12 protein-coding genes and 1 tRNA gene are annotated in these 15949 nt (G+C 39.8%); 1 reads left to right on the forward strand and 12 read right to left on the reverse strand.

All coding sequences use genetic code 11. From position 1 onward, the window contains the following. Nucleotides 1–112 precede the first annotated feature (112 nt). On the reverse strand, nt 113–661 hold the full coding sequence (locus B1A77_RS01940; RefSeq protein ID WP_077707759.1) for an SGNH/GDSL hydrolase family protein: 549 nt from the start codon (nt 659–661) through the stop codon (nt 113–115). Nucleotides 662–814: 153 nt separating this feature from the next. Further along, the gene (locus B1A77_RS01945; protein ID WP_077707760.1) at nt 815–2041 is read right to left on the reverse strand and encodes an MFS transporter; all 1227 of its coding nucleotides are present in this window, start codon (nt 2039–2041) and stop codon (nt 815–817) included. Nucleotides 2042–2284: 243 nt separating this feature from the next. Between B1A77_RS01945 and dinD the strand changes: the two genes are divergently transcribed. Further along, complete coding sequence (dinD, locus tag B1A77_RS01950; RefSeq protein WP_077707761.1) at nt 2285–3130, forward strand: DNA damage-inducible protein D; 846 nt, start codon at nt 2285–2287, stop codon at nt 3128–3130. Nucleotides 3131–3770: 640 nt separating this feature from the next. On the opposite strand, the gene B1A77_RS01960 is transcribed toward dinD, so the two are convergent. From B1A77_RS01960 to B1A77_RS02005, 10 genes are all read right to left on the reverse strand, one after another. Continuing rightward, nucleotides 3771–3859, reverse strand: a tRNA-Ser gene (locus B1A77_RS01960). Nucleotides 3860–4027: 168 nt separating this feature from the next. Continuing rightward, on the reverse strand, nt 4028–4981 hold the full coding sequence (locus B1A77_RS01965) for a magnesium transporter CorA family protein (RefSeq protein WP_004694714.1): 954 nt from the start codon (nt 4979–4981) through the stop codon (nt 4028–4030). Nucleotides 4982–5427: 446 nt separating this feature from the next. Next, nucleotides 5428–7557 carry a heavy metal translocating P-type ATPase gene (locus B1A77_RS01970; RefSeq protein ID WP_077707762.1) on the reverse strand — a complete coding sequence of 710 codons (2130 nt, stop codon included), beginning with the start codon at nt 7555–7557 and terminating at the stop codon, nt 5428–5430. Nucleotides 7558–7812: 255 nt separating this feature from the next. Continuing rightward, on the reverse strand, nt 7813–9345 hold the full coding sequence (locus B1A77_RS01975) for an ABC transporter permease/substrate-binding protein (protein ID WP_077707763.1): 1533 nt from the start codon (nt 9343–9345) through the stop codon (nt 7813–7815). A 173-nt stretch (nt 9346–9518) separates the two neighbouring features. Then, complete coding sequence (locus B1A77_RS01980; RefSeq protein WP_077707764.1) at nt 9519–9845, reverse strand: YolD-like family protein; 327 nt, start codon at nt 9843–9845, stop codon at nt 9519–9521. 56 nt (nt 9846–9901) lie between these two features. Beyond that, nucleotides 9902–11185 carry a Y-family DNA polymerase gene (locus tag B1A77_RS01985; RefSeq protein WP_077707765.1) on the reverse strand — a complete coding sequence of 428 codons (1284 nt, stop codon included), beginning with the start codon at nt 11183–11185 and terminating at the stop codon, nt 9902–9904. A gap of 221 nt (nt 11186–11406) precedes the next feature. Beyond that, nucleotides 11407–11826, reverse strand: a complete 420-nt coding sequence (locus B1A77_RS01990; RefSeq protein WP_227037275.1) for a hypothetical protein — start codon at nt 11824–11826, stop codon at nt 11407–11409. A gap of 210 nt (nt 11827–12036) precedes the next feature. Then, nucleotides 12037–13395 (reverse strand): replicative DNA helicase, encoded by a 1359-nt coding sequence (gene dnaB / locus B1A77_RS01995; RefSeq protein ID WP_004694701.1) that lies wholly within the window; start codon nt 13393–13395, stop codon nt 12037–12039. A gap of 69 nt (nt 13396–13464) precedes the next feature. After that, nucleotides 13465–13911 carry a 50S ribosomal protein L9 gene (gene rplI, locus B1A77_RS02000; protein WP_004694699.1) on the reverse strand — a complete coding sequence of 149 codons (447 nt, stop codon included), beginning with the start codon at nt 13909–13911 and terminating at the stop codon, nt 13465–13467. Continuing rightward, nucleotides 13908–15935, reverse strand: coding sequence for a DHH family phosphoesterase (locus B1A77_RS02005; RefSeq protein ID WP_004698232.1), 2028 nt, complete (start codon nt 15933–15935; stop codon nt 13908–13910). Before B1A77_RS02005 ends, rplI begins: the two co-directional genes overlap by 4 nt. Nucleotides 15936–15949: the final 14 nt, after the last annotated feature.

Raw genomic sequence — 15949 nt, forward strand, 5'->3', positions numbered from 1 at the left:
ACAAAAGACTATAAATCACTAACTCCCCCAATGAGGCAACTCATTAGGGGAGTTTTTATGTTCTTTATATTACGTTGTATTATAATCCCGTTCCAGTTCTATTATAGCTCCGTTATAATCGCGTAAAGACCTCTAATGCCTTATACGCCATTAATCGATAACCACGCTCGTTGGGATGAACCTCTCCGGCAAAGACAATTTGTCCAATTTGATCTGCTTCAAACAAGGTAGTATAGAAATCTATAACTTTAATATTATGCGCCTCTGCGTAAGCTTTTAGCTGTTCATTAACCTCTCGTACAACCAGATCCAATCCGTCCATATCGCTATCAATTTGAGTTTCTAAACCGATGATTACCGTCCCTTTTGTACTAGCTAGCTCAATAGCTTTGACCAAAGTCTTGTACACATAGGTACTATCTCGACCTTGTAAAATATCGTTAGTGCCACACATCAAGAAAATATGACGTGTTGGATCGGATACAGCAGTAACCGCCCAATTTTCAATATTATAAATCATACCCTGTACGGAGCAGCCATCTTCACCGTAGTTTGTAAAATTAACACCCTCTATGGATGCATCACAGATTTCGACCCAACCGCGTCCATAGGGCACATCATAGCCACGCGTAATGCTATCGCCAAAACAGATGATTCCCATCTTCACCCCTCCCTCCTGTACTATGACTTAATCATATAATAAAAGAATACCATACACAATATACATATTAATTACAAAAAAGGATCCGTTTTGATCTGCCCTCCAATTAGACGCAATTTTTAGAAGAGCAATTCATGTACGGATCCATTTATATTATTTAAGACGAATAAAGAATAATGCACATGCACCAATAATAGGAGCTATAGCGATAGACATCAAAGACATTTGGTAGCTACCCGTCATGACAAGGACATTGCCCAAGAGAAGTGGTGCCAAGAGTGCACCAATTTGGTTAAACAAGTTTACAAAGCCCGCTGTAGTACCGCGCAAATGAGGTGCTGCAGATTGAACTACGAGAGCATTGGTCAACGCACTATGCATGAAGGCCCCAATACCAAGAATCGGACCTGTTATAAAGAGCATATTTGGATTTGACGTGCTTGCAAACAAAATTAAAGCTGGCCCAAACAAGAACATAACGAGAGCCGCTAAATGGTTCTTCTTAATTGGTAAGATATCAGATAAAATACCGATCGTTGGTTTCGCAATTAGCGCAGCCGTACCGAACACGCTCATGACCTGGCCTGCATAGATAGCCGTTACACCTAATTGTTTAACCATGTATAAGTTCGCCCATTGTGTTACGCCCCAAGTCGTACCTGTTGCGAAGAATCCCGCAATCGCCAAGCAACGAATGTTACGGTTAGAAACGATATGCTTCAAGTTTTCTACTAAAGACGTTTGTCCTACGCCAAGCTTAGCAGCCGCTTCGGAAGCCTCTGCTTCTCGTTGTGCGAGAATTTCTGCACTCGGCTTACGCACCGTGAAGTAACATAATACGAGTACTACCAACGGCAAGATGGCTGTAGCAAGGAATGCAGTTTGCCAACCGTAATGTGTAGCCACATAAGGTGCGTAAAGGTTTACCGTAGTAATACCAAAGGAGGTACAACTCATGAAGATACCTACGGCCGCACCCCGTTGGTTCGGACCGAAGTGATCGCCGATAGCACTCAAACAAGAAGCTTGTACAGGACCAGACATAACGCCTAACAAGAAGCGCAAGCCCCAAGCCATGTTATAGTCTGTAATGGTACTCATCAAAGCCGTTACAGCAGCCATACCAATCAAACTAAACAAGATAGTACGTCTATAACCGATTCTATCGGCTAAAATACCGCCTGGTAATACCGTTAACGCATAACCAAAGTAAAAGGCCGAAATATGTTGAGACCCCATTTTAGCTGTAAAATGCAATGCCTCATTGAGGATAGGCATAACAGATGCCCAAGACAAGCGCATAACAAAGCTCAACAAGAACGTGAGCCACACGCTAAGGAGAATTAATATTTGAGTTCGCGAGAAACTAAGTCGATTCATACGAGCTCCTTTCTACAGAATATCTAATAAATATATCGATAGCATATCATAGTGAGTAAAGATTGGCTACATAAAACTATTCTCTCTATCGTCAATTCTCATTTGCTTTCACCTATGCTATACTGAAAGCAATAAAGAGTCTTTGTTGTTAATATTCATAGTATAATTTAGTATCTCCAGCAATATAACTATAGATGCTAAAAATATTACTAATCTGTAATTACCCGCATAGGAGATTGTATTATGTTTTTCTTTAATGATATTCGGCCCATAGGCAATAATACTGAAAACTCTTTCGACTCTATCAAACAAATTGATGCTAATGGAAATGAATTTTGGTATGCACGAGATTTACAAGCTATTTTAGAATATACAAAATGGGATAACTTCTTAAATGTTATTGAAAAAGCCAAAATAGCTTGTCAAAATAGCGAATTATCTATTTCCGACCATTTTGCCGACGTCGGGAAAATAGTACATGTTGGGGTTGCTAATAGAGAGATACAAGATATTGTATTATCTAGATATGCTTGTTACCTGATAGCGATGAATGGCGATTCAAAAAAATCGGTTATCGCACAGGCCCAAACCTATTTTGCAGTTAAAACTCATGAACGTGAAATGCAAGAACAATTTATATCCTTGTCCGAGGATGAACGTCGATTACTAATCAGGCAAGATATAAAGGAACATAATACAGCATTATCAGAAGCAGCCAATAATGCAGGAGTTGAAACACCTCAGGACTTTGCTAAATTCCATAACTCAGGCTATCAAGGTTTATATGGTGGCTTAGGTAACAAGGAAATCCATAAGCGAAAAGGGCTGAAACCTTCACAAAAAATATTAGATCATATGGGAAGTGAGGAATTAGCGGCCAATTTGTTTAGATTAACACAAACAGAAGGCAAATTACGTCGCGATAATATTCAAGGTAAAGAAAATGCAAACATAGCGCATCGAGAAGTCGGTGCAAAAGTGCGTCAAACAATTAAAGAATTAGGTGGTACTATGCCTGAAGACCTACCTACTCCACCAAAAAGTATTAAACAATTAGAAAAAGAACAGAAAAAGTTAGAAAAAAAATAATCTCTTTCCCCATACAATTGCCATTAAAAACATTTGCTATACTGGCATATATATCAAAAAGCAATAGACTTACTTGTATCAAATGTTATAAACCATTGCCAAAACTTAAAGAAAAACTTCATGTATATACGAAAGATAATTTTGATAAATCTATCTATCAATGCTTTTATAGTCAATATATTATCAAAGCGTATCTTTATTAATTACTCATATAAATAAGATATAAATTCATGTTAAAAGCACCCCGCCATCAACATTTAACTAACGACATTGGTCAACGTGATTTACATGACCACCTTATGCAAGTCATTGCAATCATGAGAATTTCCAAAAACTGGAGTGATTTTATGAATAATTTTGAGAAGGTATTTGTTAACTTTGTTCAAGATAAGATAGATTTTGACAGTACATTTTAGTGTTAGTTTATAGAATATAAATAAAATGCCCCCATTACATACTGCATACAATGGGGGCAAATTATTTTATTCTTTTGGTGGCAAAATGGTGGCAAAATTGTGTTATAATTCGTTACAATTCGTTATAATTCCAACTCCATAATATCATTATAAACCTTTATTTTTACTGTGTTTGTTGTAGTTCGTTACAATTTGTTATAATCTGTGATAGTTGTATGTATTGGTGGCGGAGAGGGTGGGATTCGAACCCACGGCCCCTTGCGGAGTCACTGGTTTTCAAGACCAGCTCCTTAAACCACTCGGACACCTCTCCATAACGGTACTATTATATCAAATTGGTCTAATAATAAGCAACAACGTAATACGTAAATAAGCAATAATATAATACATAAGCAAGCAAAAAAGCTGACTTACAGCCAGCTTTTTCATTTGTATTTAACATTTAGTATTGCCCTAATCTATTAGTTATTTATCATATATGTTAGAATAGGTCTTTTTTCCACATGCCAATGATAGCAATGATAGAACACACCACAGAAATACCTACTACTTCGTAAAATCCATTTGGATCATCCTGGAATGGCAACGCCACATTCGTTCCCCACAGGCTGAATATGATTGTGGGCACTGCCAAAGTAATCGTAAGGGCCGCCAACATTTTCATCACCATATTGAGGTTATTTGAGATAATCGATGTAAAGGCGTTCATCATATTCATCAAGATATTAGAGTACATTTCAACCATCTCGATGGCCTGTTTATTTTCAATGATAACGTCTTCCAAAAGATCCTCATCCTCTTCGTACATTTTAAGCAAATGTCTATAAGTGCTGTGACCACGCAAGCGCAATAGGCGTTCCATAACAGTTCCATTCGTACGCAACGCAGAGGTAAAGTATGTCATGGATTTCTGCAATTCCAATAGTTGGAAGAAGTCTTTATTCTTCGTCGTATGACGCAACTGAACTTCAATATCGTCGGTACGGCGGTTAATTTGTTGTAAGTAACGTAAGAACAATGTGGCTGTACGGTACAAGATTTGGAACAAGAACCGCGTCTTTTTATATGTATAGAATGTAGACAGTTGGTTTGAAATGAACGGATACAACACCTCGGATTCTTCAAGACATACAGTAATGAAGAAGTCAGGCGTCAAAAAGATACCAAGTGGCACCGTATCGTACATATCATTACCGCGAATCGCAGGAATGTTGATAACCACGAAAATATAGTTGTCCTCTAATTCCACGTGAGAACGTTCTTCCATATCGAGAGCGGTCTTTAAAACGTCCGTTGGAATTTCCGTCAAAATATTGATGAGGGACAACTCATCGGGGTCTGGGTTCACCAAATTTACCCAAGAACCTTTTGTGGCATCTGATACAGTGCAGTCTGAAACCAACTCTTCTTCTATGTGTTTGTACACCGTGATCATGCTATCCCTCCTTCCAACGAACATATAGTAATCATCTAATAAATTATATACTATTTTATAGCTATTATTCAATTCAATTGTGAAAGTTTTGTTTATATAGTATATACATAAACCGCTTTATGTCTATTAACAATGCACAACTGTATATGTTAAAAGCATCTCAAAACTATTCTTATATCAAATCTACAAAAAAATCTAGCAAACAGATAGATTGATAAAGCTGCTAAACTAAAAAATCCACCAAAAGATTAAACCACTAAAACTTACAGTGAGTAAGCATGCAAACAAATAATCAGCAATATATCATTAGGTTAAATCTTATAAAAATAACCTCTATACTAGCTTATCGCTAATATAGAGGTTATTTGTTTTATCCTACTCTGTCAAATCAGAATCATGTCATTTGTTATATTTCTGCATTAATCTATAAGATTACTTTCACCAAATTAACGGCGCAAGATACGAATAGAGTTCAAAATACAAAGAATGGATACGCCAGTATCACCAAATACCGCCCACCACATGGATGCATAGCCCATGAGGCCAAGCGCCATGATAAGGATTTTAACAGCAATAGCGAACACTACGTTTTGCCAAGCAACGCGCAAGGTCGCTTTGGACAAGTCGAGAATGTGTGCAATGGCAGTCAAGGATGGACGCATGAATACGACGTCTGCCGCTTCGATAGCCGCATCAGCACCACTACCCATCGCGCCACCTACATCAGCACCTGCAAGTACTGGAGCATCGTTGATGCCATCCCCTACGAACATAGTTGGACCATATTCAGAGCGAATATCTTGTACAACAGACAATTTATCTTGAGGCAACAACTGAGCACGTACAGCACTTACGCCAGTTTCTTTAGCAATGTAATTTGCACTTGCTTCAGCATCACCTGTAAGCATAACAGTTTTAATATCTTGACCATTAAGATTAGCAATCGCTTCAGCAGAGTCTGGGCGAGCTTCATCGGCGATGATGATACGACCAAGGTATACATTACCTTCTGCTACTAATACTTCTGTGCCGTATTCAGTAGCTTCTGTTGGGTAGCCTTGAACAGCATAGCGTTCCATGAGACGACGGTTACCAACGAGGACTTGTTGACCATCAACGGTGCCCACCATACCTTCACCGGCTAATTCTTGAACAAAGTCAGACGCTTCTACTACAATACCTTGTGCCTTTGCTTCGGAAACGATGCTTGTTGCGATTGGATGCGTAGATACTGCTTCAATAGCTGAAGCCATGGATAGCAATTGAGCATTGCTCACATGGGAGCCTACAGTTTCTACGTTTTGTACTTTAAATTCACCAGATGTGATGGTACCAGTTTTGTCGAGAGCTACTGCTTTCACATTAGCCAAAGCCTCGATAACACGACCACCTTTAAGCAAAATACCATTTTTAGAAGCATTGCCGATACCGGAGAAGAATGCGAGTGGCACACTAAGTACCAATGCACATGGACAGGAAATAACGAGGAATGTTAAAGCTGTGTAGATCCATTTATGCCATTCACCAGTAATAAGGGATGGGATGATAGCTACAGCCAATGCAAGAGCTACAACGATTGGTGTGTATACGCGAGCAAAACGCGTAATGAAACGGTCGATTTTAGGTTTAGAGGATGCTGCATTTTCCACGGCATCAAGAATTTTAGTAACCATGGATTCTTCAAGAACCTTATCTACACGCATTGTAATGCGACCAGATTCGTTGATACAACCAGACATAAGTTGAGTGCCAGGTACGGCGCGAACAGGTACAGGTTCACCTGTTACAGGTGCTGTATTAACGCGTGTTTCACCTTCAAGCACTGTGCCGTCTAGAGGAATTAAATCGCCAGGACGAACTTCGATAGTCCAGCCTACTTCAACCTTTTCAGGAGCCATAACTACGATTTCACCACCGCAGTCTGTATCTACAACCCGCACCTCTTGAGGACGCATATCGACAGCGTTCATGATTTCTGTACGACTACGATCAGTTGCTTTTTCTTCGAAGAACTCACCAATACGGTAGAACAAGATAACACCTACGGCCTCAGGTAATGCATCGATAGCAATAGCACCCAATGTAGCGATAGACATCAAGAAGTTTTCATCAAATACTTCACCTTTTAGGATATTACGACCTGCGATGCGCAATACTGGGAACGCAAGAAGAATATACGCAACATAGTAAATTGGAGTCTCAATACTCTCTGGCAAGCTGATGGATGGGACAAAGGATGACAAAACTTCATAAAGCATGAATAACAAGCCTGCTACGATGACTGCAATTGTTACAGCATCACTACCACGATCCTGGTCAGGACCATGATCATCCATAGCCGCTTTAGATTTACGTTCATAATCTGCTACTGTAACGCCTTCTTCGATGGCATCACAAATCTCTTGAATATCACGTTTAAGAGCTTCGCGGTCTTCCCAAGAGCCGGTTAATTTTAATTGATGTGTAGCAAGTGTGAAATTGGCAGTCTCTACCACATCCATTTTACGGATACGATCTTCAATTTTTGCTGCGCAGTTCGGACAGTTCAAATCCTTCAATAACAATGTTTCTTCCATGATATCTCCTTTGATAATAGTGAAAGCTTCTATCCTGTATTATAAGTTAATTTATTGTCTATTTCTAATACTTATTAGACATATCTTGTTTCATATCTTGTTATATATGTTCCTAAACATTATTCATCAGATATTTTTATTTATATGAATATCTGTTCATATGTTTATATTACATCGAAGGAAATTAAATGTCAATACAAAATCATATTCAATATATATCAAATTTTATTTACTTTAGTTCTAACTATATTCACCTTATATCAAATTTCGTTCTACCAGGAATTTATGTGCTACATCAGCTGGCAGTTGATGTTCCGTTTCAACGGCGTAATTCATCTTCGCCATCTCTTGATCTGTAATCGTATGATTTAAACTTTCTAATACAGGCCGCAGTTCAGGATGAGCAATCAACACTTCGCTACGTACGACATTACCAGCCATATAGGATGGATATAAATGTTTATCATCTTGTAACACCGTAATCGGTGCAATACTTAATTGGCCATCAGTCGTGAATATCGGCATTGCATCCACCTCACCACGACTAATAGCCGTATATTTTAGCCCTATATCCATATCTTTAGTAGCTTTAAAGCTCATGCCATACACACGTTGTAATCCAGCATAGCCATCCTCACGACCAAAGAAATCATACTCCCCACCTAATGTTAGGGATGGTGCTATACGAGCAAGATTGGAATACGTTTTTACACCATAGGCCTGAGCAATCTCATTGCGCACTCCTATGCCATAAGTATTATTAAAGCCGTACATGCCGACCCACTCAAAATTATATTCCTCTTTGTAGGCCTGTGAAAGCTCATTAAATAGGCTTTCATCATACGCATCCGTACGTTTCAGCACAGCAGACCAAGCCGTACCAGTATATTCAGGATATATATCAAATTGGCCGGAAAGCATAGCTGGTTGAATATTTGATGTACCACCGCCTACACCTTCTGTAACCTCTACGGTTAAATCAGTCTTCTTCTCGATTAATTCTTTTAAAACATTCCCCAAAATAAGCTGTTCCGTCATAGGTTTCGTTGCAATATGAATAACATCGGTCTTCACATGACGGCAATACATAGCCCAGCCACCTATACCCATTGCAATTAGCGTCATAATCGAAACAAATATAATCGTATAACGCTTCATATGAGGGCTAATACGCGTTACTCTTTCACCTAGAGAAAAGAGCGCATCAACAGTAATGGCTAATAGTGCAATCAGTAGACTACCGGCAATCGTCAAAGCACTTTGATTCGTTGTAATGCCCCTATAAATCGCCACACCTAAACCACCAGCACCAATAAAGGATGCAATACCTGTCAAGGCAATGGTCATAACGAGCATAGTCCGTATACCAGCCATAATCGTCGGCATAGCCAAAGGAATCTCTATATTCCACAAACGTTGAATCCGCGTGAGCCCTAATGCAATCCCCGCTTCACACATGGCTTGATCAATCTGGTTAAGACCAGTAAATGTATTTCGTACCATCGGTAATAAAGCATATATAACCAATGCAATGATAGCCGTCGTATTACCAACACCTGATACGTACAACAAAAGGCCTAACATCGATATAGATGGAATTGTATATAGGAAATTAACCACTACCATAACTGGCGCAGCTAGCCGTTTATATTCGTATATAAACACACCCAATAATCCACCGATGATGGTAGCAATAACAGAAGCTAATACTGAAATTTCTATATGCTCCCATAATAGCTGGAGGAAAAAATCATAGCGATTTATAAGTAATGATATGACATCATGCATTACATACACCGCCTTTCTAAGTCAAAAAACACGAAAAATTATATAGGTATATTAGAGTCAACAAAACTCAAGAAATCTTTATAAAGCTATATTTACCCATGATACTATTGTATACCTAATTATTTCTTAACTCTAGTCTATTTACCATACACAGTAAAAGCCATCATTTATATTTATATATCATACAAGTTCAGCTCTTTAATATATCTGAAAGGAATAACAGTTTCTTGTACAGATAGAATTTGTAATTGCTCACTAATCATATCAACAGCTCCTATAAGTTCCGTATATTTTCGTTTGTTGTAGTAAACGATTCGTACCCATTCCCCACAACGTACAGATTGTAAAACTGTATTTAACTCGTCTATTTGATCCTCTGATAACTCTGCCCGATTTTCTTTTGGCTTTGCTACAGCGGCTAATAACGCTTCAAATCCCCTCAATGCCGCAAAGGGCATAAATTGTTTTGCTCGCTGTAACCGAGACATGCGATGTTTCATTAATTTATACCTCCCCTTACGCGACTAATGTATTTCCAATGTATCCATTATAATATCTATTCCCCATTATGACCGCCTACCAAGGTATTTCTAAAGCGCATGGTTCCTTCCTCTTGTAAGCTCGATGCACGCAAAATAGAATTCTTACCAAACTGTTCCTTAATGGATAGCATAGCCTCTTGTACCTGTCGCTCTTTTTCCTCTTCATTTGTAGTAAGAGTGCTAAATAGGTCCACCTCTTGAGGTATGGCGGATTGATTGACTAAATCCTCAAAGCTGATTCCTATGCGACGGATGAGCTCATTTTTACGGCAATGCTGCTCGTATAATTTAATAACTGCCGCCGTTAACACCTGCAAAGAGTCAGTGTACTGCTTAAGCTTTTTAGAACCTCCTGTAGAGCGCATCATTTCATCAGCATAGCCGATATGAACGTGAATATGGTTCGTAACCCCTTTGATTTGTAAAAGCTCTAATACCAAGGACTCTACCATTTCGCGCATAGGCACGTATGCCTCTTCATAGGTATAATTACGCAACAAAATTTGACTGTGCGAGATAGAGTGCTTAATAGGTCGATACGCATGGATATCCGCAATCGTACAAGGCTCACGGCCCCAAGCATGGTCAATGATGAGCTCTGCATTAATGCCAAACTCCTTGTACAACTTCGCTTCTGGAATCATGGTAATACCATGTAAATCATAAGCACCGTACTTATGCAAGCGATTAGCTATACCCTTACCAATCTGCCATATATCAGTCAAGGGCTGATGATACCAAATTTTCTCTTTAAAAAGGCTTACATCAAGATAACCTATAAAATCAGGCGCATGTTTCGCCAAAATATCGAGGGCAATCTTGGCGAGAAACAGATTCGTACCAATCCCAACGGTGGCATAAATCTTCGTTGCCTCTAGCACAGCATCGAGTAACATCTGCGCCAACTGACGAGGCGTCTTTTTATATAGTGGTAAATAGGGCGTGATATCGATGAAATACTCGTCGATAGAGTACACATGTACATCTTCGGGCGCCACATACTTGAGCAAGGTTCCATAAATCTCAGCAGACACCTGCATATACCGCTTCATATGTGGCTTCACCGTCAAATACTCAATATGCGGTGGAATCTGAAATAATCGGCTGCGATTTTTCACACCTAAATTTTTTAAGGCTGGAGAAATAGCCAACGTAATAGCCCCCTTGCCACGAGAACCATCGGCCACCACCAGAGGTGTTGTAAACGGATCCAGTCCTAAATCGGCACACTCTACAGACGCGTAAAAACACTTCAAATCAATACACATATACATCCGATCCGTATCACCTGAACCCATACAAACACCTCCCTAAACCGCTAAACAAGTAGCTTTTACAAAAATTAAGAACACAAGAATTTGTATGACTAGTATAACAAAAAAACAAAGTATTTTCAAACATATGTTTGTTTTTATGCTAGTAAATTTATAGAAAATAAAAGCACCTAACTCTAGATATATAATCTAATGTTAGATGCCATATGTTTAACAGACTATTAAAGATAGCTAATTTATTTCTATCAAAACAAACTTAATAACACTAATCCCCCTAATACAATTGAAACAGCGCCATACTCAATAGTTATCGTCACATTATCTATACTTACTTCTCCATTTTTTGCAAGCACACCTGTCGGACTAAATTGAACCATAGGTCCACTGGTTGGTGCAAAAGGAATATAAAACTCTACACTCTCAGCAGTATGAGTTTCACCATTCAAAATATACTTAATATCATAACCATAAATATATCTATCCGCACCAATCACTCTAAATGGTATTTCCTTTGTAACTCGTGGAAGTATAGACACAATCGTTACTGGAGTTCCATTGTGACGTAATAAAAATCGTTTGATAATTAAATACAACCCACTAATTATTAACCCAAGAGCCACACAAAAGAAGTAAAACACAAAAAACTCAGTACCTCTAACCATCATACGCTCCTCTCCCAACAATACAACGAAAACTATCGAGTGCCACTATATTGATGGGACACCTTCATATCTACAGTGATAAAAAGAAAGGACTATACTTATGCAGCGACATCAGGTCACGAGGAGCAAAGAAGTATAGTCCTTTCTTTTTAATTAAAATGTAGCTGTGTTATGGGGCCCCATCAATATAGGGCACCCCCACGATAGTTTTCATTATTGTTCCGGCCCTAAGTCTCGGAATTCTACGTCTCTAAATTGTGTTAATTCTCCAACGAATTGGAGTTCCACGGTACCGACGGAGCCATTACGGTGTTTACGAATGAGGACTTCTGCATTGTCCCCTTTTTCGGAGTTTTCATCGTAATATTTATCGCGGTACAAGAAGATAACGATATCTGCATCCTGCTCGAGGGAGCCAGATTCACGAAGGTCCGAAAGCACAGGCCGTTTATCTGGTCTGCTTTCAACACTACGAGACAACTGCGACAAAGCGATAACCGGCACGTTAAATTCACGAGCAATCAATTTAAGATTACGAGAGATTTCGGACACCTCTTGTTGACGGTTTTCGCTACCCTTACCAGCATTTCGACCTTGCATCAACTGAATATAATCGACGATAACGAGATCAAGGCCATGTTCCACCTTGAGACGGCGCAACTTAGAACGCATATCTTGTACAGTAAGGCCCGGTGTATCATCGATAAAAAGCTTGGATTTGCTCATGCGGTCCGCTGCGGCAATCACCTTTTCCCAGTCAGCAGGATCCATATTCGCACGGCGCAATTTTTCAGAGCTCACACCTGCCACGGAGGACAAAATACGGCCCACAAGCTGTTCCTTGCCCATTTCTAGGGAAAAGAACGCCACCGTCTTGTCGTACAACATCGTTACATTTTGAGCAATGTTCAAGGTGAAAGCTGTTTTCCCCATGGCAGGACGAGCTGCTACGAGGATGAGGTCAGATTTTTGTAAGCCGTTAAAAATGTGGTCCACATCTTTAAAGCCTGTTGGCACGCCTGTAATAGCGCCATCATGCTGTTGCAATGCATTAAGTTTATCTAGATTAGATAAAACCACTTCCCCAATGGCAGCAAAGGATGATTCAGACTGGGTTTGACCGCTTACATCTAATACCATTTGCTCTGCCTTGTTAAGGATAGCCGTCGGCTCATCTTCGCCAGCATACGTCATGCCAACAATTTTATTTCCTGCATCGATGAGGCGCCGCAACTGAGCTTTCTCGCTAATGATTTTCGCATGTTCCTCAACATTGTATGACACCGATTCATTCGCAAGAGATGTAATATAAGCAAGACCTCCTACCGCATCGAGGCGCTTACGACGATCTAGCTCTTCACCAACGGTAATAAAGTCAGCTGTCTTATTGGCATGCACGATTTCTAAAATGGCATCGTAAATAATACGATGTGCATCGCGGTAAAAATCTTCAGATTTAAGAATACTTGTCACCGTATCTACAACGGCGCCCATATTGGATCCATTAGTTAATAAAGCCCCCAAAACGGCCTTTTCCGCATCTAAATTATGCGGCGGAATGCGTACATCCATGATAATCCCCTTCACACAACCACTATGGATAAAAGAATTCACCATACTCCAAGAGCATGGTGAATACTATTATTCGGCTACCACATTAACCTTGATAGTACTTGTAATTTCAGGATGAACACGCACTAGTACGTCATGTACGCCCAATGTTTTCAATGGTTCTTTAATTTCGATTTTCTTTTTATCGATATCTACTTTGTATTGAGCTTTAGCAGCATCAGAAATATCTTTAGCAGTAACGGATCCGAATACACGGCCTTCTTCGCCCATACGAACTTTTACAGTTACTTCAACCTTAGTCAATTGAGCTGCCAAGATCTTAGCTTCGTCATTTGCAACGGCTTTATTATGAGCAATGGATTCTTGTTTTTGTTTCGCATTATTTACGTTAGTTGCTGTACCTTCAAGGCCGAGGCCTTTTTTGATCAATACATTACGACCATATGCGTCGCTAACTTCAACGATTTCGCCCTTTTTACCAACTTTTTTAACGTCTTCTAACAATACTACTTTCATTGTTGTTCCTCCTCTTGTTCTACGGAATGAAGCGCATCAAGAGCATGCTCCAAAATGGCCTGCTTCGCTTCCTCTATGGTCATACCTTGTAATTGAGCACCAGCCACAGTTCTATGACCGCCACCACCCAAGGCTTCCATTACAACTTGTACGTTCACCTTGCCTTTGGATCGAGCGCTGACGCCGATACCGCCATCATTTAGGGAATATAGTACAAAAGCTGCTTCAATATCTTCATTACTAATGAGCATGTCCGCACTTTGTGCAGCCAACGCCATCATATCCTTCAAACCTTCAGGCGCTACGGAAATAGCAATCCCTTCAGTACGACTTGCTTCAAATACCATTTTAGCACGCAATTGGATAGAATCGAAAGTTTCAATAAACAATTGTTTAACTCTGTCGATATCCGCTCCTGCACGGCGCAAAAATGCTGCAGCCTCAAAGGTACGCGCACCAGTTTGTTGAACAAAGTTCTTCGTATCTAATACGATACCTGCATAAATGCCTGTAGCTTCCGCTTTTGAAAGTTTCACAGGAACACCTGCATATTGTACAAGCTCTGTTACGAGCTCAGATGTAGACGATGCAGATGGTTCCAAATAGGTAAGTAATGGATTTTCTACAAAGTCCGCTGCACGACGGTGATGGTCGATAACGATGCGTCGTTCAGAAATTTCAAGCGCCTCTTGAGCCGCCACCATTTCCTGACGATGCGTATCACACACGACAGTGAGCGTATTCGCATCTACCCATACTCTTGCAGCTTCTGCAGTAATAATATTCTCTTTCCAGAACTCTGACTCGTTAAGAACATTCACCATTTTATCAATGGCGCTAGTTTCTTTTGAAAGTGCAATGCGCACGTCTTTACCAAGTGCTCGAGCAATGGCGGCTACACCGATAATACCACCTAATGCATCGTAGTCTTCACGTTGATGCCCCATGATAAGAATCTTATCAGAATCAATCATAAGCTCATGTATTGCTTGAGATACAACACGAGCACGAACGCGCGTATTCTTTTCAACGCCTGCCGTATTACCACCAAAGAAACGTGTACTTTCACCATCCATAATACAGACTTGGTCACCACCGCGACCTAAGGCGATATCTAAGGCTGCACGAGCACGACCAGATACATCTTTCACAGAGCCTACATTTTCACTAATACCAATGGAAATCGTAGCTGGTACTTGACGTGGAGATGGTACTTTACGGATTCGTTCGAGCACTTTAAAACCATCTTCCTCCATCTCATGAAGCGCACCACGAGAAATGGCAAAGGTATACATATCATCTTGGAAGTTACGAATAAAACCTTCGTAGCGATCGATTTCATCCATAATGATATTATTTATATCTGTCCAAATACTAGTATACTCACGATCACTAAGGCCTTTTGTCAATTCTTCGAGATTATCGATTTGAATCATACCCCATACAGGTTGCCCCTCTTCGGCTTTAATACGGGCTTTTTCTAGGTCTGTAATGTCCTTGAAGTACAATGCCATCACTGCATGTTCTGCCAGTTCATCTTCACTATCAATATCTGATCGGGTATCCCGAGGATCGATAAATTTATAAATAATTTGAAAATATCGATTTTCATATTTTTCCGTCATATATCCGGACTTACCCCAGATTTTATCGATACGGAAACCAGGTAACAAGGCAGACATTTTTTGGAGCTTATTCCAGTCGACCTTAACCCAGTCAGCGAAAACACTATTATTCCACACCAATGTGCCTTGTTTATTAACAAGAACAATCCCCATTGGCAAATTTTGTAAAGCAAAATTAGAAGCTTGTGTGACATTTTTCATCATCGCACTAAACTGTTCTCTTGCTAAACGACGCCGGTTATGAAGGGTATTATAATTAACCAAATACGCCGCTACTACAATGATTAATGCTAAAATCGCAATAGCCCAATTTAAATAGGCCAGCAATAATAGCAATAATACGAGAACGGCAACAATGGTAATTTCTAAACCTTTCCATCTCCGTTGAAAGGATTTCATAACGGCCTCCTTTC

The sequence above is a fragment of the Veillonella parvula genome, from assembly GCF_002005185.1.
In the GTDB taxonomy this organism is placed as follows: domain Bacteria; phylum Bacillota; class Negativicutes; order Veillonellales; family Veillonellaceae; genus Veillonella; species Veillonella parvula_M.

Excerpts from the sequence above, each read along its gene's own strand:
- B1A77_RS01940 (WP_077707759.1), bottom strand. The coding sequence starts at position 661 with ATGGGAATCATCTGTTTTGGCGATAGCATTACGCGTGGCTATGATGTG.
- B1A77_RS01945 (WP_077707760.1), bottom strand. The coding sequence starts at position 2,041 with ATGAATCGACTTAGTTTCTCGCGAACTCAAATATTAATTCTCCTTAGC.
- dinD (WP_077707761.1), top strand. The coding sequence starts at position 2,285 with ATGTTTTTCTTTAATGATATTCGGCCCATAGGCAATAATACTGAAAAC.
- B1A77_RS01965 (WP_004694714.1), bottom strand. The coding sequence starts at position 4,981 with ATGATCACGGTGTACAAACACATAGAAGAAGAGTTGGTTTCAGACTGC.
- B1A77_RS01970 (WP_077707762.1), bottom strand. The coding sequence starts at position 7,557 with ATGGAAGAAACATTGTTATTGAAGGATTTGAACTGTCCGAACTGCGCA.
- B1A77_RS01975 (WP_077707763.1), bottom strand. The coding sequence starts at position 9,345 with ATGCATGATGTCATATCATTACTTATAAATCGCTATGATTTTTTCCTC.
- B1A77_RS01980 (WP_077707764.1), bottom strand. The coding sequence starts at position 9,845 with ATGAAACATCGCATGTCTCGGTTACAGCGAGCAAAACAATTTATGCCC.
- B1A77_RS01985 (WP_077707765.1), bottom strand. The coding sequence starts at position 11,185 with ATGGGTTCAGGTGATACGGATCGGATGTATATGTGTATTGATTTGAAG.
- B1A77_RS01990 (WP_227037275.1), bottom strand. The coding sequence starts at position 11,826 with ATGATGGTTAGAGGTACTGAGTTTTTTGTGTTTTACTTCTTTTGTGTG.
- dnaB (WP_004694701.1), bottom strand. The coding sequence starts at position 13,395 with ATGGATGTACGCATTCCGCCGCATAATTTAGATGCGGAAAAGGCCGTT.
- rplI (WP_004694699.1), bottom strand. The coding sequence starts at position 13,911 with ATGAAAGTAGTATTGTTAGAAGACGTTAAAAAAGTTGGTAAAAAGGGC.
- B1A77_RS02005 (WP_004698232.1), bottom strand. The coding sequence starts at position 15,935 with ATGAAATCCTTTCAACGGAGATGGAAAGGTTTAGAAATTACCATTGTT.